17 protein-coding genes are annotated in these 17712 nt (G+C 62.6%); 14 read left to right on the top strand and 3 right to left on the bottom strand.

All coding sequences use genetic code 11. The features are described 5' to 3' along the window. The first annotated feature begins 77 nt into the window (after nt 1–77). From M1B35_RS05445 to M1B35_RS05415, 7 genes are read left to right on the top strand one after another with little or no spacing between them, the layout of a single operon-like run. On the top strand, nt 78–1700 hold the full coding sequence (locus tag M1B35_RS05445; protein WP_268261416.1) for a methyl-accepting chemotaxis protein: 1623 nt from the start codon (nt 78–80) through the stop codon (nt 1698–1700). After that, on the top strand, nt 1700–2236 hold the full coding sequence (locus M1B35_RS05440; protein WP_123336787.1) for a chemotaxis protein CheW: 537 nt from the start codon (nt 1700–1702) through the stop codon (nt 2234–2236). Before M1B35_RS05445 ends, M1B35_RS05440 begins: the two co-directional genes overlap by 1 nt. Then, the gene (locus M1B35_RS05435; RefSeq protein WP_268261415.1) at nt 2233–3513 is read left to right on the top strand and encodes a CheR family methyltransferase; all 1281 of its coding nucleotides are present in this window, start codon (nt 2233–2235) and stop codon (nt 3511–3513) included. The genes M1B35_RS05440 and M1B35_RS05435 overlap by 4 nt, the downstream gene beginning before the upstream one ends. Further along, on the top strand, nt 3510–4196 hold the full coding sequence (locus M1B35_RS05430; protein WP_123336784.1) for a chemotaxis protein CheW: 687 nt from the start codon (nt 3510–3512) through the stop codon (nt 4194–4196). Before M1B35_RS05435 ends, M1B35_RS05430 begins: the two co-directional genes overlap by 4 nt. After that, a complete protein-coding gene (locus tag M1B35_RS05425; protein WP_268261414.1) occupies nt 4193–6562 on the top strand; it encodes a hybrid sensor histidine kinase/response regulator in 2370 nt (789 codons plus the stop codon). The genes M1B35_RS05430 and M1B35_RS05425 overlap by 4 nt, the downstream gene beginning before the upstream one ends. Continuing rightward, on the top strand, nt 6559–7569 hold the full coding sequence (cheB, locus tag M1B35_RS05420) for a chemotaxis response regulator protein-glutamate methylesterase (protein WP_268261413.1): 1011 nt from the start codon (nt 6559–6561) through the stop codon (nt 7567–7569). The genes M1B35_RS05425 and cheB overlap by 4 nt, the downstream gene beginning before the upstream one ends. A gap of 48 nt (nt 7570–7617) precedes the next feature. Next, nucleotides 7618–8619 carry a response regulator gene (locus tag M1B35_RS05415; protein WP_123336778.1) on the top strand — a complete coding sequence of 334 codons (1002 nt, stop codon included), beginning with the start codon at nt 7618–7620 and terminating at the stop codon, nt 8617–8619. A gap of 6 nt (nt 8620–8625) precedes the next feature. On the opposite strand, the gene M1B35_RS05410 is transcribed toward M1B35_RS05415, so the two are convergent. Then, the gene (locus M1B35_RS05410; protein ID WP_268261412.1) at nt 8626–9153 is read right to left on the bottom strand and encodes a hypothetical protein; all 528 of its coding nucleotides are present in this window, start codon (nt 9151–9153) and stop codon (nt 8626–8628) included. A 276-nt stretch (nt 9154–9429) separates the two neighbouring features. On the opposite strand from M1B35_RS05410, the gene prfB reads away from it, so the two are divergent. The 7 genes from prfB (at nt 9430) to M1B35_RS05375 (ending at nt 16174) form a co-directional block, all read left to right on the top strand. Continuing rightward, a protein-coding gene (gene prfB / locus M1B35_RS05405; RefSeq protein WP_099093329.1) for a peptide chain release factor 2 occupies nt 9430–10525 on the top strand; the annotation gives its coding sequence in 2 pieces (ribosomal slippage) (nt 9430–9501 and nt 9503–10525; 1095 coding nt in all). A gap of 112 nt (nt 10526–10637) precedes the next feature. Next, a complete protein-coding gene (lysS, locus tag M1B35_RS05400; RefSeq protein WP_123336774.1) occupies nt 10638–12140 on the top strand; it encodes a lysine--tRNA ligase in 1503 nt (500 codons plus the stop codon). A 103-nt stretch (nt 12141–12243) separates the two neighbouring features. Then, complete coding sequence (locus M1B35_RS05395; protein WP_123336772.1) at nt 12244–12960, top strand: TetR/AcrR family transcriptional regulator; 717 nt, start codon at nt 12244–12246, stop codon at nt 12958–12960. A gap of 81 nt (nt 12961–13041) precedes the next feature. Next, nucleotides 13042–13584 carry a hypothetical protein gene (locus M1B35_RS05390; protein WP_123336770.1) on the top strand — a complete coding sequence of 181 codons (543 nt, stop codon included), beginning with the start codon at nt 13042–13044 and terminating at the stop codon, nt 13582–13584. A gap of 34 nt (nt 13585–13618) precedes the next feature. Further along, a complete protein-coding gene (locus M1B35_RS05385) occupies nt 13619–14896 on the top strand; it encodes a flavohemoglobin expression-modulating QEGLA motif protein (RefSeq protein WP_123336768.1) in 1278 nt (425 codons plus the stop codon). Between the two features lie 40 nt (nt 14897–14936). Further along, nucleotides 14937–15851, top strand: coding sequence for an alpha/beta hydrolase (locus M1B35_RS05380; protein ID WP_268261411.1), 915 nt, complete (start codon nt 14937–14939; stop codon nt 15849–15851). Next, nucleotides 15848–16174 (top strand): PA3694 family proteiin, encoded by a 327-nt coding sequence (locus tag M1B35_RS05375; RefSeq protein WP_123336764.1) that lies wholly within the window; start codon nt 15848–15850, stop codon nt 16172–16174. Before M1B35_RS05380 ends, M1B35_RS05375 begins: the two co-directional genes overlap by 4 nt. A 99-nt stretch (nt 16175–16273) precedes the next feature. Here M1B35_RS05375 and lptF read toward each other — a convergent pair whose 3' ends face one another. Both lptF and M1B35_RS05365 read right to left on the bottom strand, forming a co-directional pair. After that, complete coding sequence (gene lptF, locus M1B35_RS05370; protein ID WP_123336762.1) at nt 16274–17062, bottom strand: lipotoxin F family OmpA-related lipoprotein LptF; 789 nt, start codon at nt 17060–17062, stop codon at nt 16274–16276. 68 nt (nt 17063–17130) lie between these two features. Continuing rightward, nucleotides 17131–17544 carry a DUF4398 domain-containing protein gene (locus M1B35_RS05365; RefSeq protein ID WP_123336760.1) on the bottom strand — a complete coding sequence of 138 codons (414 nt, stop codon included), beginning with the start codon at nt 17542–17544 and terminating at the stop codon, nt 17131–17133. Nucleotides 17545–17712: the final 168 nt, after the last annotated feature.

Below are 17712 nucleotides of genomic sequence, written 5' to 3'. Positions count from 1 at the left end.
TTGGCAAACCTGTCAGTAAACGATGGCTCGCCCTCGGCTATACTGCCCGCATTTTTGAATGGCCCCGAGGACTGACTGTGAAGAACTGGACGTTGCGCCAACGCATCTTGGCGAGCTTTGCGGTGATCATCGCGATCATGCTGTTAATGGTCGTGGTCTCGTACTCGCGGCTGCTGAAGATCGAAGTCAGTGAAGAGAAGGTTCGCACCGACTCAGTCCCCGGGGTGTATGCCAGCTCCATGATCCGCAGTGCCTGGGTCGACAGCTACGTGCTGACCCAGCAGATTGTCGGCCTGTCCGAGAATCATCCGATCAGCACCGAAGATCAGTTGCGCTTCAAAGAGTTCGAACAACGCCTGGTCAAGGAAATGGCCAGTTACCAGGCGACCGTTTTCGACAAGGATGATCAGGCGGCATTCGATGATTTCGAGCGTCGGCACCAAACCTACAACCAGATCCTGACCAAGGTCCTGGACCTGTACCAGCGCAAGGATTTCAGCCAGGCCCAGCAAGTCCTGCAACTGGAGCTGACCCCGGCCTGGATCGACGGGCGCAAGCACCTCAACGAGGTGATCGAGAACAATAGCGAGGCTGCCAACAAGGCCACCCTGGCGATTGGTGACGCGGTGACTGCGGCCAAGGTCAGCATGGGTGTGTCGCTGTTGCTGGCGGTGCTGGCGGCGGGCGTGTGCGGGCTGTTGCTGATGCGCGCCATCATGGCGCCGATGAACCGCATCGTGGAAATCCTCGACATCATGCGCACCGGCGACCTGAGCGGACGCTTGAACCTGGAGCGCAAGGACGAGTTCGGCGCGGTGGAAACCGGCTTCAACGACATGATGACCGAGCTCACGGCCCTGGTGTCCCAGGCCCAGCGCTCGTCGGTGCAGGTCACCACCTCGGTTACGGAAATTGCCGCGACCTCCAAGCAACAGCAGGCCACGGCCACTGAAACAGCGGCCACGACCACCGAAATCGGCGCCACCTCGCGAGAAATTGCCGCCACGTCCCGGGACCTTGTGCGCACCATGACCGAGGTCTCCACGGCTGCCGACCAAGCGTCGGTCCTCGCCGGTTCCGGCCAGCAGGGCCTGGCCCGGATGGAAGACACCATGCATTCGGTGATGGGCGCCGCCGACCTGGTGAACGCCAAACTGGCGATCCTCAACGAGAAGGCCGGCAACATCAACCAAGTGGTGGTGACCATCGTCAAGGTCGCCGACCAGACCAACCTGTTGTCCCTCAATGCCGCCATCGAGGCCGAGAAGGCCGGCGAGTACGGTCGCGGCTTTGCCGTGGTCGCCACCGAAGTACGACGCCTGGCGGACCAGACCGCCGTGGCCACCTACGACATCGAGCAGATGGTCCGTGAGATCCAGTCGGCGGTGTCGGCCGGGGTCATGGGCATGGACAAGTTCTCCGAAGAAGTGCGCCGGGGCATGGCAGAGGTGCAGCAAGTCGGTGAGCAACTGTCGCAGATCATTCATCAGGTCCAGGCGCTGGCGCCGCGGGTGTTGATGGTCAATGAAGGTATGCAGGCCCAGGCCACCGGTGCCGAGCAGATTAACCACGCCCTGGTGCAACTGGGCGATGCCAGCAGCCAGACCGTGGAGTCCCTGCGCCAGGCCAGCTTTGCCATCGACGAGCTGAGCCAGGTGGCCGTGGGGCTGCGTAGCGGCGTCTCGCGTTTCAAAGTCTGATGAGCGAGTTCGCGGTGAAACGCGGCCCGGGGGCGGAGCACAAGGCGGTGCTGTTCCTGGTCTTCCGTATTGGCGAGGAGCGTTATGCCCTGCGAGCCACCGAGGTGGTCGAAGTGCTGCCGCGGCTGCCCCTCAAGCCACTGGCCCAGGCGCCGGCCTGGGTCGCCGGGATCTTCGCCTACCGTGGCGTGGTGGTGCCGGTCATCGACCTCAGCGCCCTGAGCTTCGGCCAGCCGGCACGCTTGCGCACAAGCACCCGCCTGGTGCTGGTGCACTATCCGGCCGAGCCCCTGCAACCGGCGCGTTTGCTCGGGCTGATTCTCGAACAGGCCAATGACACCCTGCGCTGCGACCCGGCAGAGTTCCGGCCCAGTGGCCTGGACAACCGTGCCACGCCTTACCTGGGACCGGTGCGCGAGGACGCCCAGGGGTTGTTGCAGTGGGTACGGGTCGAGGCCTTGCTCGGCGCCGAGGTACGCAACCTGTTGTTCCCCACGCCGCCCCTGGACCCCGAGACGCTTGAGGTGTTGCCATGAGCGGCGATCAGCGTTTCTTTGATTTTCTCAAGCAGCGCATTGGCCTGGATGTCGCCTCCGTGGGGCCGGCGATCATCGAGCGCGCGGTGCGCCAGCGCAGCCAGGCCTTGCAGCTGCCCAGCGTCGATGAGTACTGGTTGCTGCTGCAAAACTCCCGGGATGAGCAACAAGCGCTGATCGAGGGCGTGATCGTTCCGGAAACCTGGTTTTTCCGTTATCCGGAGTCCTTTGCCACCCTGGTCAAGCTGGCCCAGGCGCGCCTGGCCGAGCTCAAGGGCATGCGCGCCCTGCGTATTCTCAGCCTGCCGTGTTCCACCGGCGAGGAACCTTACTCCATTGCCATGGCCCTGCTGGATGGCGGTTTTGCACCTCACCAATTCAAGGTCCAGGGGCTCGACGTCAGCCCACTTTCGGTGGAGCGTGCACGCCGTGGCTTGTATGGCCGGAACTCGTTTCGTGGCCAGGACAGCGATTTTCGTGAGCGGCATTTCAGTGCCGAGGGCGAGCGTTATCAACTCAGTGCCCGGGTTCGTGAACAGGTGCATTTGCAAGTGGGCAATGTCCTGGATCCGGGGTTGCTGGCCAGCGAACCTGCCTATGACTTTGTGTTCTGCCGCAACCTGTTGATCTATTTCGACCAGCCGACCCAGCGTCAGGTGTTCGAGGTGCTCAAGCGCCTGACCCACGTCGAGGGCGTGCTGTTTATCGGCCCCGCCGAAGGCAGCCTGTTGGGCCGCCTGGGCATGCGTTCGATCGGCATTGCCCAGTCGTTTGCCTTCAGCCGCCAGCCGGCCCCGCCCCCTGAACCGCTGCCCATCGCCCCGGCCCCCCGTGCGTCCGTCCCCTTGCCTCCAGTGCCGCGCAGCCTCGCCGCGGCACCCGTGCGCCAACGCCCCTTTGCCAGCACGAAGCTGCCGACCCGTGCGGGCCCGGCTGCCGCAGTGGGTGAAGCCCCGGCGCTGTTGGCAACGATTGCCGCCCTGGCCAATGGCGGCAAGAGCGCGGAGGCCAAAGCGGCCTGCGAGCAGTACCTGCGTCAGTACGAGCCGGTGGCCGAGGTCTTTTATTGGCAGGGTTTGCTCAGTGACGTCGCCGGCGATGCCCCGCAGGCCCAGGCCCTGTACCGCAAGGCGCTGTACCTGGACCCGCAGCACGCCGAAACCCTGGCCCACCTGGCGGCGTTGCTCGCCTCCCAGGGCGACGCCGCTGGAGCCCGGCGCCTGCAGGCGCGTGCCGCCCGCAGTGCTCGCGGTACCGAGAATGAGGGCAACCTATGACTCAGGCCTACACATCCAACCTGATCCATGCCGATGCCCAGGCCATCGATGACTGCTGGAACCGCATCGGTATTCACGGGGACAAGTCGTGCCCGTTGCTGCCCGAGCATATTCATTGCCGCAACTGTGGCGTGTATTCGGCTGCCGCCACCCGCCTGCTGGACCGCTATTCGTTGCTACAGGACGACCGCGACCGCTCCCAGGCGCCGCCTGTGGAGAGCGACGTCGCCACCCGTTCACTGCTGATGTTCCGGCTGGGCGAGGAATGGCTGGGGCTGCCCACCCGTTGTCTGGTGGAGGTGGCACCGCAGCAGGTGATTCACTCCTTGCCCCATCAGCGATCGCGGGCTTTGCTCGGGGTCGCCAATGTGCGCGGGGCCCTGGTGGCCTGCCTGTCCCTGGCGGAGCTGCTTGGGCTCGGGCCGGCGGAGAATGTGGCCGCTGGCGGGCGGGTGATGCCGCGCATGCTGATCATTGCCGCCCAGGGCGGCCCGGTGGTGGTGCCGGTGGATGAGGTGGACGGCATTCACGCCATTGAAGAGCGCAGCCTGCAGGCCGCGTCCCTCTCGGGTCAGCACGCCAGCGCCCGCTACACCCTGGGTGTGTTGCAGTGGAAGGGGCGCAGCCTGCGCCTGCTGGATCAAGAGCAGTTGCTCTCGGCCGTGACCCGGAGCCTGACATGACCCCCGAACAGATGCGCGATGCCTCATTGTTGGAACTCTTCAGCCTGGAGGCCGAGGCCCAGACCCAGGTGCTCAGCGCCGGGTTGCTGGCCCTGGAGCGTAACCCGACCCAGGCCGACCAGTTGGAAGCCTGCATGCGCGCCGCCCACTCCCTCAAGGGCGCGGCGCGGATTGTCGGGGTGGATGCCGGCGTCAGCGTGGCCCATGTGATGGAGGACTGCCTGGTCAGTGCCCAGGAAGGCCGCCTGTACCTGCTGCCCGAACACATCGATGCCTTGCTCCAGGGCACGGATTTGTTGATGCGCATTGCCACCCCCGGAAGCAACACCGGGGCGGGGGATATCAGCGTCTATGTGGCCTTGATGGAGGCTTTGCTGGCGCCGTCAGCCCCAGGAGCCCAGGTGCCGACGCTGACCAAGGTCGATGCGCCCTCAACACCGCCCAATGCCGCGGCGGCCCTGGCGCTGGACGCTGAACTGGCGCTACAGCTTCAACTTCCAGCCGAACTTCAACCCGAGCCTCAGGTCCCGTCAGCACCCGAGCCTTTGCCGGTGGAGGCGCCGCCGGAGCCCGTCCAGCCTGCAGTCTCACGCCAAGGCAAACGCCCGGCGGAAGGCGGCGAGCGGGTGTTGCGGGTGACCGCCGAACGTTTGAACAGCCTGCTGGACCTGTCCAGCAAGTCCCTGGTCGAGAGCCAGCGGCTCAAGCCTTACCTGGCCAACCTGCAGCGCCTCAAGCGTATGCAGAGTGGCAGCCTGCGGGCCCTGGAAAACCTCAATCTGCACCTCGATACCCAGACCCTGAGCCTGGAGGCCCAGGAAGCCTTGGCGCAAACCCGCCGGTTGCTGGCCGAGTCCCAGCAACTGCTGGCCGAGCAGACCGCTGAGCTGGATGAGTTCGGCTGGCAAAGCAGTCAGCGGGCCCAAGTGCTCTATGACACCGCCTTGGCGTGCCGCATGCGGCCCTTTGCCGATGTGCTGACGGGGCAAGTACGCATGGTCCGGGATTTGGGCCGTAGCCTGGGCAAGCAGGTGCGCCTGGAAATCGAAGGTGAAAAGACTCAGGTCGACCGTGACGTGCTGGAAAAGCTTGAAGCGCCGTTGACCCATCTGCTGCGCAACGCCGTCGACCATGGCATTGAGCTGCCTGAGCAGCGGCTGGCGGCCGGCAAGCCCGCCGAGGGGTTGATTCGCTTGCGTGCGTCCCACCAGGCCGGCCTGCTGGTGCTGGAACTGAGTGACGACGGCCATGGCGTGGACCTGCCACGCCTGCGCAAAAACGTCATCGAGCGCCAATTGTCCACGGCCGACACCGTTGCCCAGTTGAGTGAAGAGGAACTGCTGACGTTCCTGTTCCTGCCAGGTTTCAGCCTGCGGGACAAGGTCACCGAGGTGTCGGGCCGGGGGGTTGGCCTGGACGCCGTGCAACACAGCGTGCGCCAGCTGCGCGGTGCCGTGGGGCTGGAACAGAGCAGCGGTCAGGGCAGCCGCTTTCACCTGGAAGTGCCGCTGACCCTGTCGGTGGTGCGCAGCCTGGTGGTGACCGTGGGTGATGAAGCCTATGCGTTCCCGCTGGCCCATATCGAGCGCATGTGCGACTTGGGGCCGGACGACATTGTCCAAGTGGAAGGGCGCCAGCATTTCTGGCACGAAGGCCGGCACGTGGGCCTGGTGGCCGCCAGTCAATTGCTGCAACGGCCGGCCGCACAGAGCAATGAGCAAAGCCTCAAGGTGGTGGTGATCCGCGAGCGCGATGCGGTCTACGGGATTGCCGTCGAGGGCTTTGTCGGCGAGCGCACCCTAGTGGTGCTGCCCCTGGATGAGCGCCTGGGCAAAGTCCAGGACATTTCCGCCGGTGCCTTGCTCGATGACGGTTCGGTGGTGCTGATTGTCGACGTCGAAGACATGCTGCGTTCGGTGGACAAGCTGCTCAACACTGGCCGCCTGGAGCGTATCGCCCGGCACAAGCACACCCAGGCCGAGGTTGCGCGCAAACGTATCCTGGTGGTCGACGACTCGCTGACGGTGCGGGAGTTGCAGCGCAAGCTGCTGCTCAATCGCGGCTACGACGTGGCCGTGGCGGTGGATGGCATGGACGGCTGGAACGCCCTGCGTGCTGAAACTTTCGACTTGCTGATCACTGACATCGATATGCCTCGAATGGATGGTATTGAATTGGTCACACTCTTGCGTCGCGATAATCGTCTGCAGTCGTTGCCGGTGATGGTGGTGTCTTACAAGGATCGAGAAGAAGACCGTCGCCGTGGACTGGATGCCGGAGCCGACTACTATCTAGCCAAAGCCAGTTTCCATGATGACGCTCTGCTGGATGCGGTGGTGGAACTGATTGGAGGCGCGCGGGCATGAAGATAGCCATCGTCAACGATATGCCCATGGCGGTAGAGGCGCTACGGCGTGCCCTGGCGTTCGACCCGAGCCACGAAGTGGTGTGGGTGGCCAGCAATGGCGCCGAGGCGGTGCAGTGCTGCGCCCAGCTCACCCCTGACCTGATTCTCATGGACCTGATCATGCCGGTGATGGATGGCGTGGAAGCGACGCGGCGGATCATGGCCGAGTCGCCTTGCGCCATTGTCATCGTCACTGTGGATCGCCAGCAGAATGTGCACCGGGTGTTCGAGGCCATGGGCCACGGCGCCCTGGACGTGGTCGACACCCCGGCCCTGGGCGCCGGCAATGCTCAGGAAGCGGCAGCGCCGTTGTTGCGCAAGATCCTCAATATCGGTTGGCTGATCGGCCAGCGCGGCAGCCGCGTGCGTTCGGTGGCCATACCGCTGCGCACCCAGGCGCCGCGCCAGAGCCTGGTGGCCATCGGTTCGTCCGCCGGCGGCCCAGCGGCCCTGGAAGTGTTGCTCAAAGGGTTGCCCACGGATTTCTCCGCGGCCATTGTGCTGGTCCAGCACGTGGACCAGGTGTTCGCCGCCGGCATGGCCGAATGGCTCAGCAGTGCCTCGGGCCTGCAAGTGCGCCTGGCCCGTGAGGGCGAGCCGCCGCAACCCGGCACCGTGCTGCTGGCCGGCACCAACCATCACATCCGCCTGTTGAAGAACGGCACCCTGGCGTACACCGCCGAACCGGTCAACGAGATCTATCGGCCGTCGATCGATGTGTTTTTTGAAAGCGTCGCCAGTTACTGGAACGGCGATGCGGTCGGCGTGCTGCTGACCGGCATGGGTCGCGACGGCGCCCAGGGCCTGAAGCTGATGCGTGACCAGGGCTACCTGACCATTGCCCAGGACCAGAACAGCAGTGCGGTGTATGGCATGCCCAAGGCGGCAGCGGCCATCGACGCTGCGGTAGAAATTCGCCCATTGGATAAGATCGCTCCACGTTTGCTGGAGATCTTCGCCAAATGACTGATAAACGCTGCTGCCCTGGCCAGGCGGCAACTCAGGGGATCCCCCATGGATGATTTACAGCTCGACGAATTCAAGACCGATGAAGATGCCGTCATGGTGTTGCTGGTCGACGACCAGGCAATGATCGGTGAAGCCGTCCGGCGTGGGTTGGCGAGCGAAGAAAACATCGACTTTCATTTTTGCGCCGACCCCCACCAGGCTATCGCCCAGGCGATCCGCATCAAGCCCACGGTGATTCTCCAGGACCTGGTGATGCCAGGCTTGGATGGTTTGAGCCTGGTGCGCGAGTACCGCAACCACCCGGCGACCCAGAACATCCCGATCATTGTGCTTTCGACCAAGGAAGACCCGCTGATCAAAAGCGCGGCCTTCGCTGCCGGGGCCAACGATTACCTGGTCAAGCTGCCGGACAACATCGAGCTGGTGGCGCGGATTCGCTACCACTCGCGCTCCTACATGACCCTGTTGCAGCGCGACGCGGCCTATCGGGCGCTGCGGGTCAGCCAGCAGCAGTTGCTCGACACCAACCTGGTGCTGCAGCGGTTGATGAACTCCGATGGCCTGACCGGGCTGTCCAACCGGCGGCATTTCGATGAGTACCTGGAGCTGGAGTGGCGCCGTGGCGCGCGGGAGCAGACCCAGTTGTCGCTGCTGATGATCGACGTGGATTATTTCAAGTCCTACAACGACAGCTTTGGCCACCTGGAAGGGGACGAAGCCCTGCGCAAGGTGGCCACGGCCATTCGCGAGGCCAGCAGTCGTCCTTCGGACCTGCCGGCCCGTTATGGCGGTGAAGAGTTCGCCCTGGTGTTGCCCAACACCTCGCCTGGCGGTGCACGGCTGGTGGCCGAGAAGCTGCGCCAGACCGTGGCCGGACTGAAGATTCCCCATGTCGCCCCCGCCGAAGGCTCAAGCCTGACGGTCAGCATCGGCTTGTCGACCGTGGTTCCGCAGTCCGGCAGCCATTGCCGGGAGCTGATCCTGGCGGCGGACAAGGGGCTGTACCTGGCGAAAAACAACGGTCGCAATCAAGTGGGGATCGCGTAGCCGGCTTCAGGGGGTGGTCGTTGTACCCGCTACACCTGTGGCGGGCGCCTGATCCTGTGGCACCTCCATCAGGGTGTCTCTGAACAGGTAGTAGCTGTGGCTCGACGTGTACCGGCAGGTGAGCTTGACCGCTTCGACGCGGTAGGTGGAATGGGTGTTGAGGGTCTTGTCGATAAACCAGTTGTTCAGCAGGTTGCTCGGGGCGACGGGGTAGTCGCCAAAGCGGTAGTCGAGGTAGCTGTTTCTAGCCGTGACCAGGCGCACGCTGAACCTGGCTTGCAGCCACTGGGTTTGTTCGCCGACCTCATCCACCAGCACCCTGGCGCGGTAGTAGACCCACCACCACAACACGATCAGCCAGGGCACCACCAGGGCGCAGGCCAGCGCCGGTGAGACCATCAGCCAGACGCCCATCAGCGGCATAAAGGCCAGGGCGCTGAAAAGCGCGAAGAAAAAGGCCTGGGTTGCCCTCAGGTTTTGGCGCTCCCTGCGCTGGATGTCTTGGATTTCGACACGGCTGAGTGTACGTCCCATGGGCCTGCTGCTTCCTTGTCCTGTCAGGGGGCGGATTGTATAGCGCCGGCCGCTCTTGAGGGGGCTGGGGTTGCACGCCGCGAGCGCGGGTTTTCCGAGGCGGGCAGGGCGGGGTGAATGGGGGCGATAAAATTCAGGTGCGCCCGGATTCCAGGGGTTCTGCCACTGAAATTAGATGGCCGATTGGCCGCTAAAGCCGCTAAGCGGGCTGCCGTGATTCGGTGATTCCGTTATAATCGTCGGCTTTCGAAAGTTCGCCAACGAGTGCCGCCCCCCATGGAAATCAACCCGATCCTTAACACCATCAAGGACCTGTCCGAGCGCTCCGAAACTATTCGGGGGTATCTTTGACTACGATCAAAAGCATGAGCGTCTGACCGAGGTCAATCGCGAGCTTGAAGATCCGAGTGTCTGGAACAAACCCGAATACGCCCAGGAATTGGGCCGCGAGCGCTCGGCGCTGGCGCAGATCGTCGATACCCTGGACGAATTGAACGCTGGCCTGGCCGATTGCCGTGACCTGCTGGACATGGCCGTCGAAGAAAATGACGAAGGCGCAGTGGGCGATGTCGTCGCCGAGCTGGCCCGTCTCGAGGAAAGCCTCGCCAAGCTTGAATTCCGCCGCATGTTCAGCCACGAAATGGACCCGAACAACGCCTACCTGGACATCCAGGCCGGTTCCGGCGGCACCGAGGCCCAGGACTGGGCCAACATCCTGCTGCGCATGTACCTGCGCTGGGCAGACAAACGCGGTTTCGACGCGACCATCATGGAACTGTCGGCCGGTGAAGTCGCCGGGATCAAAGGTGCGACCGTGCACATCAAGGGCGAATACGCCTTTGGCTGGCTGCGCACCGAGATCGGCGTACACCGTCTGGTGCGCAAGAGCCCGTTCGACTCCGGCAACCGTCGCCACACCTCGTTCTCCGCAGTGTTCGTCTCGCCAGAGATCGACGACAAGGTGGAAATCGAAATCAACCCGGCCGACCTGCGGATCGATACCTATCGCTCCTCCGGTGCCGGTGGTCAGCACGTCAACACCACTGACTCGGCCGTACGTATTACCCACGTACCGACCAACACCGTGGTCAGCTGCCAGAACGAACGTTCCCAGCACGCCAACAAAGACACCGCCATGAAAATGCTGCGGGCCAAGTTGTACGAGCAGGAAATGCAGAAGCGCAACGCGGCTTCCCAGGCTCTTGAAGACACCAAGTCGGATATCGGCTGGGGTCATCAGATTCGCTCGTACGTGCTCGACGCGTCGCGGATCAAGGACCTGCGCACCAACATCGAACGCAGTGACTGCGACAAGGTGCTCGACGGCGACATCGACGAATACCTGGAAGCCAGCCTGAAATCAGGCCTGTAATACTGCAATACGGGATCGGCTGACACAGCGCGATCCCGTAGGAGCCGGCTTGCCGGCGATCCCCAGGCCGAAGGCGTGGGGGCAATGAACCTGTGATGGAATTTCAAAAGACATGAGCGACCAACAACTCGACCCGCAAGCCCTGCAACAGGAAGAAAACTCCCTGATCGCCCTGCGCAAGGAAAAGCTGGCTGCCGAGCGCGCCAAGGGCAATGCCTTCCCGAACGACTTCCGCCGCGAAAACTACTGCGAAGATCTGCAGAAGCAGTACGCCGACAAGACCAAGGAAGAGCTCGCAGAGGCGGCGATCCCGGTCAAGGTTGCCGGTCGCATCATGCTCAACCGTGGCTCGTTCATGGTGATCCAGGACATGACCGGTCGCATCCAGGTCTACGTCAACCGCAAGACCCTGTCGGAAGATACCCTGGCCGCGGTGAAAACCTGGGACATGGGCGACATCATTGCCGCCGAAGGCACCCTGGCCCGTTCCGGCAAGGGTGACCTGTACGTTGAAATGACCCAGGTGCGCCTGCTGACCAAATCCCTGCGCCCGCTGCCGGACAAGCACCACGGCCTGACCGACACCGAACAGCGCTACCGCCAGCGTTACGTTGACCTGATCGTCAACGAAGACGTGCGCCAGACCTTCCGCGTGCGTTCGCAAGTCATCGCCCACATCCGCAGCTTCCTGATGAAGCGTGACTTCCTGGAAGTGGAAACGCCGATGCTGCAAACCATCCCCGGCGGTGCTGCGGCCAAGCCGTTCGAGACGCACCACAACGCCCTGGACATGGAAATGTTCCTGCGTATCGCCCCGGAGCTGTATCTGAAGCGGCTGGTTGTGGGTGGCTTTGAAAAAGTCTTCGAGATCAACCGCAACTTCCGTAACGAAGGCGTTTCGACGCGTCACAACCCAGAATTCACCATGTTGGAGTTCTACCAGGCCTACGCCGACTACGAAGACAACATGGACCTGACCGAAGAACTGTTCCGCGAGCTGGCACAGCTGGTTCTGGGCAGCACCGACGTGCCGTACGGCGACAAGGTGTTTCACTTCGGCGAGCCGTTCGTGCGCCTGTCGGTGTTCGACTCGATCCTCAAGTACAACCCTGAACTGACCGCCGATGACCTGAACGACATCGACAAGGCCCGTGCCATTGCCAAGAAAGCCGGGGCCAAGGTCCTGGGCTTCGAAGGCCTGGGCAAGCTGCAAGTGATGATTTTCGAAGAGCTGGTCGAGCACAAGCTGGAGCAGCCGCACTTCATCACCCAGTACCCGTTCGAAGTGTCGCCGCTGGCCCGTCGCAACGACGACAACCCGAACGTCACCGACCGCTTCGAGCTGTTCATCGGCGGCCGTGAAATCGCCAACGCCTACTCCGAGTTGAACGACGCGGAAGACCAGGCCGAGCGCTTCATGGCCCAGGTGGCCGACAAGGACGCCGGCGACGACGAAGCCATGCACTACGACGCCGACTTCGTCCGTGCCCTGGAATACGGCATGCCGCCAACCGCGGGTGAAGGCATCGGTATCGACCGTCTGGTCATGCTGTTGACCAACTCTCCGTCGATTCGCGACGTGATCCTGTTCCCGCACATGCGGCCGCAAGCGTAAATGCCTTGAATAAGAAGCCGCCTTTCCCAGGCGGCTTTTTATTGTCTGGGTGGAACTGACGTACCGCTTTTTGATTCTGTGATTTTTAAGAGGAATACCTGTCGTGAACCGCGCAATTGCTCAAGAAGGTGCCGCTGGCATCGCCACTGCGGTCGCTGAAAGCGTTCAGTATCAAGGTCGCAAGGCAAGCCGTCAGGGCAGCGAGCAGCGTCGGCAGGAGATTCTCGATGCCGCCATGCGCATTGTCGTGCGTGACGGCGTGCGTGCCGTGCGTCATCGCGCGGTGGCCGCCGAGGCCGGTGTGCCCTTGTCGGCCACCACTTATTACTTCAAGGACATCGATGACCTGCTCACCGATACCTTCGCCCAGTACGTCGAGCGTAGCGCTGCCTTCATGGCCAAGTTCTGGGCCAATAACGAGGGGCTGCTGCGGGAGATGGTCGCCTATGGCGATGGCAGCCCGCAGTCCCGTTCGCAGTTGGCCGACGACATCGCCCGCCTGACCGCCGATTACGTGCAGCGGCAATTGCAGAACCGCCGTGAGCACCTGATGGCCGAGCAGGCGTTCCGCCAGGAGGCCTTGCTCAACCCGCGCCTGGCGTTGTTGGTGCGCTCGCACCAGCAAATCCTGCTGCAGGGCACTTGCCAGTTTTTCCAGGTATTGGGTTCGCGAGAGCCGCAACAGGATGCCAAAGTGTTGACGGCTATAATCGGACGGATGGAATATCAGGGCCTGCTTAATGGTCCCGAGCCTCTGGCCGATGAAGACCTGCTCGGCATCCTCACCCGCTACATGCATCTGGTACTGGCTTCGGTCTGATGGGCGCTTGCCGCGCCGCACTCCCGAGGCCTTGCAGGGCATAGCGGCAACCGCGGTTCTTGTGCTCATTGGGAGTGTTGAATGAAAGCCTGGCGCGTGCTGATCGCCTTGTCGTTTCTCTTGCTCAGCGGCTGTCTGGTGGCGTTCAAGGCGCCGTTGCCGGCCGATGAAGCGGCCCCGGCAGCCCTGCTGGGCAAGTGGACCAGCAAAAATGCCTGGGGCGAGCCCTTGAGCATGGAGTTGAACCGGATTGCCGGTAATCGCTACATGGCCGTCAGCCACGGCAAGGGCAAAAGCCAGCGCGAGGTCTATGAATTCACCGTGTCCCGGCACGGCAACCGCTGGTACCTGTCGGCGGCGTTGCCAGCCAGGCTTGGCGGGCACTACACCATTGCCGGGTTCGAACTCACCGACCAGCGTGAACTGGTGCTCTATGGCCTGGACCTGGAACAGATCAACCAGGCCCTCGGTCAAAAGGCCCTGACGGGCCAGCCCTTTTCCACGGCGCAAGGCGATGGCGTGCTGATCGACAGTGCGTTGCCCCAAGTCTTCGCCTACCTGGATGACCCCGCCAACTCCGACGTATTCGTCGAGGCGGCGCGCTTTCAGCGGGCAAGCAAGTAAAACGCGGCACAGACGTTATCAATAGGAGCTTCCGGTGGACGATTACCAGCAGACGATACGCACCTTGTCCGATCGCATTGTGCTGGCGCAAACACCGATTCGCGTACTGGATGCGGTGAAGTGGGACGAGAACATCCGCCAGGGATTTCTCAAGGCCAAAGGCAAGGAAATGCCCGCGGTGGACCGCGCCTACTACACAGGCCGGCCGCTGTCCTTCGACTCCAGCGCGGTCAAGCTGGAGTTCCAGAACATTGAACGGGACATCACCCGGCAACTGGGCCAGTTCAACCCGGTGGGCCAGATCATGCGCCGCATGTGCAAGGAATACCGCATGGTGGTGCGCATGCTCGAGGCCCGGGGCACCGAGGATTTCGGGCTGATTTCCCAGGAGCTGTACGGCGCCGCGTCCGATGCCTTTCACGCAGGCGACCCGACCCTGGCCGACCTCGGCCTGATGCTCTCCGACTACCTGAACAACATCGATGGCCGGGGTGATCTCAAGGACGAACCCAAGGTGCTCACTGCCAAAGACGCAGTTAGCCTGCTGCAAAGCCGCCTGAACAAGGTGTTTGGCGAGGCCGAGGAAACCATTCGGGTGTTCGAGTCCGACGGCATTGTGGCCGACGCCGCGGCCGGCGCCGACTACATCAAGATCCGTAGCGACGCGATGTTCAACAACCGCGACGTGCGCGCCCTGGAAGTGCATGAGGGCCTGGTGCACGTGGGCACCACCCTCAATGGCTTGAACCAGCCGATCTGCACCTTCCTTTCCAAGGGTCCACCCTCGTCCACGGTGACCCAGGAAGGCCTGGCGATCCTGATGGAGATCATCACCTTCGCTTCCTACCCGAGTCGCTTGCGCAAGCTCACCAACCGCACCCGCGCCATTCACATGGTGGAAGAGGGGGCGGACTTCCTGCAGATATTCGAGTTCTTCCGCGAGCAGGGCTTCGAGATGGCCGAAAGCTACGGCAACGCCAGTCGGGTGTTCCGCGGCTCGGTGCCTACTGGCTTGCCGTTTACCAAAGACTTGTCCTATCTCAAGGGCTTCATCATGGTTTACAACTACATTCAGCTCGCCGTGCGCAAGGGCAAGCTCGAGCAAGTGCCTTTGCTGTTCTGCGGCAAGACCACCCTCGAAGACATGCGCACCTTGCGGCAATTGGTGGATGAAGGCCTGGTGGTGCCGCCCAAGTATTTGCCGGACCAGTTCCGCGACATGAATGCCTTGTCGGCCTGGATGTGTTTCTCCAACTTCCTCAACCATTTGAGCCTGGACCGCATCGAAGCGGACTACTCGAACATTCTCTGACTTCTGCAGGGTTTCCCGCACTTTGTGAGGCTTCCAACGGATGAGAATCCTCAGCGTCGTTCTTTTGCTTCTGAGCCTGAGCGGTTGCAGCTCGCTGCTGTTTTACCCCGAGCGCAACCTGCCGTTCACCCCACAGCGAGCCGGGCTGGAATACCGCGACATCACCCTGACCGCTGCCGATGGGGTCAAGCTCCACGCTTGGTGGCTGCCGACCAAGGTCGGGGTGCCGGTCAAGGGTACGGTGCTGCACTTGCATGGCAATGGCGGCAACTTGGCCTGGCACTTGGGTGGCAGTTGGTGGTTGCCGGAGCAGGGCTATCAGGTGCTGTTGTTGGACTACCGCGGTTATGGCTTGTCAGAAGGGCAGGCCAGCCTGCCGGCGATCTATCAGGACCTGGATGCCGCGTACAAATGGCTCGATGCGGCCCCTGAAGTCCAGGGCAAGCCCCTGGTCTTGCTGGGGCAGAGCTTGGGCGGTGCCCTGGCCATTCATTATCTGGTGGAGCATCCCGAGCGTCAGGCCCAGCTCAAGGCGCTGGTGCTCGACGGGGTTCCCGCCAGCTATCGCGATGTGGGGCGTTTTGCCCTGAGCACGTCCTGGCTGACCTGGCCGTTCCAGGTGCCGCTGTCGTGGCTGGTGCCCGACGGCGACAGCGCCATCCGTTTTATGCCGCGCCTGACCGGGGTGCCGAAACTGCTCTACCACAGCCTCGATGACCCGATCGTGCCCCTTGCCAACGGCATCCGCCTGTATCAAGCCGCGCCCCCGCCAAGGGTGCTGCAGTTGACCCGGGGCGGTCATGTGCAAACCTTCGCCGATCCGACCTGGCGCACTGTGATGCTGCGCTACCTGGACGATCCGCAACACTTCAACGGGTTGCGCCGCCTGGGGGAAATCCCCAATTACCCGGCCCCCGCGAATTCAGCAGTTGAACCTCCAGAGAGTCCGCAATGAGTGAAGAACGCAACGCCATTCCCCTGATCATCACCGGTATCTGCACCATCCTCGGCACCGTGGGCTGCCTGTGGTACTACGGTTACCTGCACTTCGCCAAGCCCACGGATGCGCTGCTGCTCAATGATTTCACCATGCTCAAGACCGTGCCGGGGGAGGATTACAAGGTGTCCCTGCAGCCGGCCGCCGAAGTGGCGCAGTGCATCGATGGTGTGCTGGTGCTGTTCGATACCGAGCAGAAGGGGCTGACCGGGGTGTTGGTCAATAACAAGAAGCAGGCCGTACGCTGCATCGGCCAGGAAACGCCGCAACAGGTTCAATAACAGGCGCTCAGTAAAACGCCGCTGTCCCTTGGGGGGCAGCGGCGTTTTAGTGTGCCTGCCTGAGAAGAGGCAGGGCTTGAGGGTGACGCCGTCGGTCTATCAGTTGCTGCTGACAGACGAACGTGGCGCGACCGGCTGGTTGTCGTTGGAAATGGTCACTTCCACACGACGGTTCATCGCCCGGCCAGACACACTGGCGTTATCGGCCACCGGGTATTCCTTGCCGTAGCCCTGGGCAACGATACGTGCCGGGTCAACGCCCATCTTGATCAGCGCGACTTGCACCGAGGTGGCACGGCGCTCGGACAGCGACTGGTTGTAGCTGTCGGAACCGGTGCTGTCGGTGTAGCCCTCGACGATCACTTTACGGTCCGGGTTTTCCTGAAGGAACTGCGCCAGCTTGTTGATGTTAACCAGGCCGCTGGATTTCAGGTCGGACTTGTTGGTGGCGAACAGCACGTCACCGAAGGTCACCAGGGTGCCGCGATCGGTCTGCTTGGCGTTGAGGCTGTCCTGCAGTTGCTTGATCTGCGCGTCACGGGCATCCAGACGGGCCTGGGCGCGCTGGGCCGAAGCGTCTTTGAGGTTGGCTTCAGCGGTGCGCAGGGCAATGGTCTGCTTGGCCACTTCAACCCGCTGGTTGGTCAGGTAGGCCAGTTGGTCGACTTTGCTCTGGTCTTCCTTGTTCAGGTAGGCCTTGTCGGCCTTGTCCAGGTAGTCGGCAGCGTCCTTGGTTTCCAGCGCAGCCACTTTGCTGGCTTGCGGGTCGGCTTGCAGGCCCGAGTAGTTGGTCCGGGCTTGCTCCAGATTGACGTTAGGCTGGGAGGAGCAGGCGGCCAGGCCGACGCTGAGGGCCAGGAGGGCTGGGATCATCACTTGTTTACGCATAATGGTTCGTCCTTTCTATCGGTTGCAGCTTCAGGCTGCGAAGTCGTTCAAGCGGCAGGCGCGGCGGTTTACTGCACGCTGCGCTGGCTTTCCTGACGCAGTTCCTGAACCCCTTGCTGAGAGTCCTTCACGGCCTGCTCGGCTTTGGCGGCCTGGGCCTTGCGCTCGGCAACACGGGCATCCCACTCGGCCTGCTCGGCCAGGCGCTTGGCTTCGTCATACTTTTTGTCGTGCATGGCGATTTCGGCTTGCTTGAGTTTGTCCTGGGCCGACTTCATTTCCACCGCGGCAAATTCGGTACCGCCAGCGCTCACGGCGCTGTTGACTGCTGACTGGGTCACGGCGTACTGCTCGGTCGGCGGGTTGCCGGCGCAACCGGCCAGAACCAGGCTGCTGCCCAGCGCCAGGGCGGCCAGTTTGAGACCGCGCAGAGGGGTAGACGAGGATGTGGCAGTGCTGATCTTCATGGTCTTCAACTCCATTGGGTAACTCCTGGAAAACATCAAAATCCATCCCGGTTCTGGCGCCGTAACGCTGAGTGACGGCGGACGCTGTTGGCGACAATTGAAACGGCCGTTCCAGTGATGGTTATTGGCTGTGACCGGCGGCTTTTTTGAATAGTTCAGAAAAGATGGCGATTGGCCCGAAGA

The organism is Pseudomonas morbosilactucae (genome assembly GCF_023241665.1).
In the GTDB taxonomy this organism is placed as follows: Bacteria; Pseudomonadota; Gammaproteobacteria; order Pseudomonadales; family Pseudomonadaceae; genus Aquipseudomonas; species Aquipseudomonas morbosilactucae.
The sequence above is the reverse complement of the archived record's forward strand: the minus strand, read 5'-3'. Positions and strand labels throughout refer to the sequence as shown.

Excerpts from the sequence above, each read along its gene's own strand:
- M1B35_RS05440 (WP_123336787.1), top strand. The coding sequence starts at position 1,700 with ATGAGCGAGTTCGCGGTGAAACGCGGCCCGGGGGCGGAGCACAAGGCG.
- M1B35_RS05435 (WP_268261415.1), top strand. The coding sequence starts at position 2,233 with ATGAGCGGCGATCAGCGTTTCTTTGATTTTCTCAAGCAGCGCATTGGC.
- M1B35_RS05430 (WP_123336784.1), top strand. The coding sequence starts at position 3,510 with ATGACTCAGGCCTACACATCCAACCTGATCCATGCCGATGCCCAGGCC.
- M1B35_RS05425 (WP_268261414.1), top strand. The coding sequence starts at position 4,193 with ATGACCCCCGAACAGATGCGCGATGCCTCATTGTTGGAACTCTTCAGC.
- cheB (WP_268261413.1), top strand. The coding sequence starts at position 6,559 with ATGAAGATAGCCATCGTCAACGATATGCCCATGGCGGTAGAGGCGCTA.
- M1B35_RS05415 (WP_123336778.1), top strand. The coding sequence starts at position 7,618 with ATGGATGATTTACAGCTCGACGAATTCAAGACCGATGAAGATGCCGTC.
- M1B35_RS05410 (WP_268261412.1), bottom strand. The coding sequence starts at position 9,153 with ATGGGACGTACACTCAGCCGTGTCGAAATCCAAGACATCCAGCGCAGG.
- lysS (WP_123336774.1), top strand. The coding sequence starts at position 10,638 with ATGAGCGACCAACAACTCGACCCGCAAGCCCTGCAACAGGAAGAAAAC.
- M1B35_RS05390 (WP_123336770.1), top strand. The coding sequence starts at position 13,042 with ATGAAAGCCTGGCGCGTGCTGATCGCCTTGTCGTTTCTCTTGCTCAGC.
- M1B35_RS05380 (WP_268261411.1), top strand. The coding sequence starts at position 14,937 with ATGAGAATCCTCAGCGTCGTTCTTTTGCTTCTGAGCCTGAGCGGTTGC.
- M1B35_RS05375 (WP_123336764.1), top strand. The coding sequence starts at position 15,848 with ATGAGTGAAGAACGCAACGCCATTCCCCTGATCATCACCGGTATCTGC.
- lptF (WP_123336762.1), bottom strand. The coding sequence starts at position 17,062 with ATGCGTAAACAAGTGATGATCCCAGCCCTCCTGGCCCTCAGCGTCGGC.
- M1B35_RS05365 (WP_123336760.1), bottom strand. The coding sequence starts at position 17,544 with ATGGAGTTGAAGACCATGAAGATCAGCACTGCCACATCCTCGTCTACC.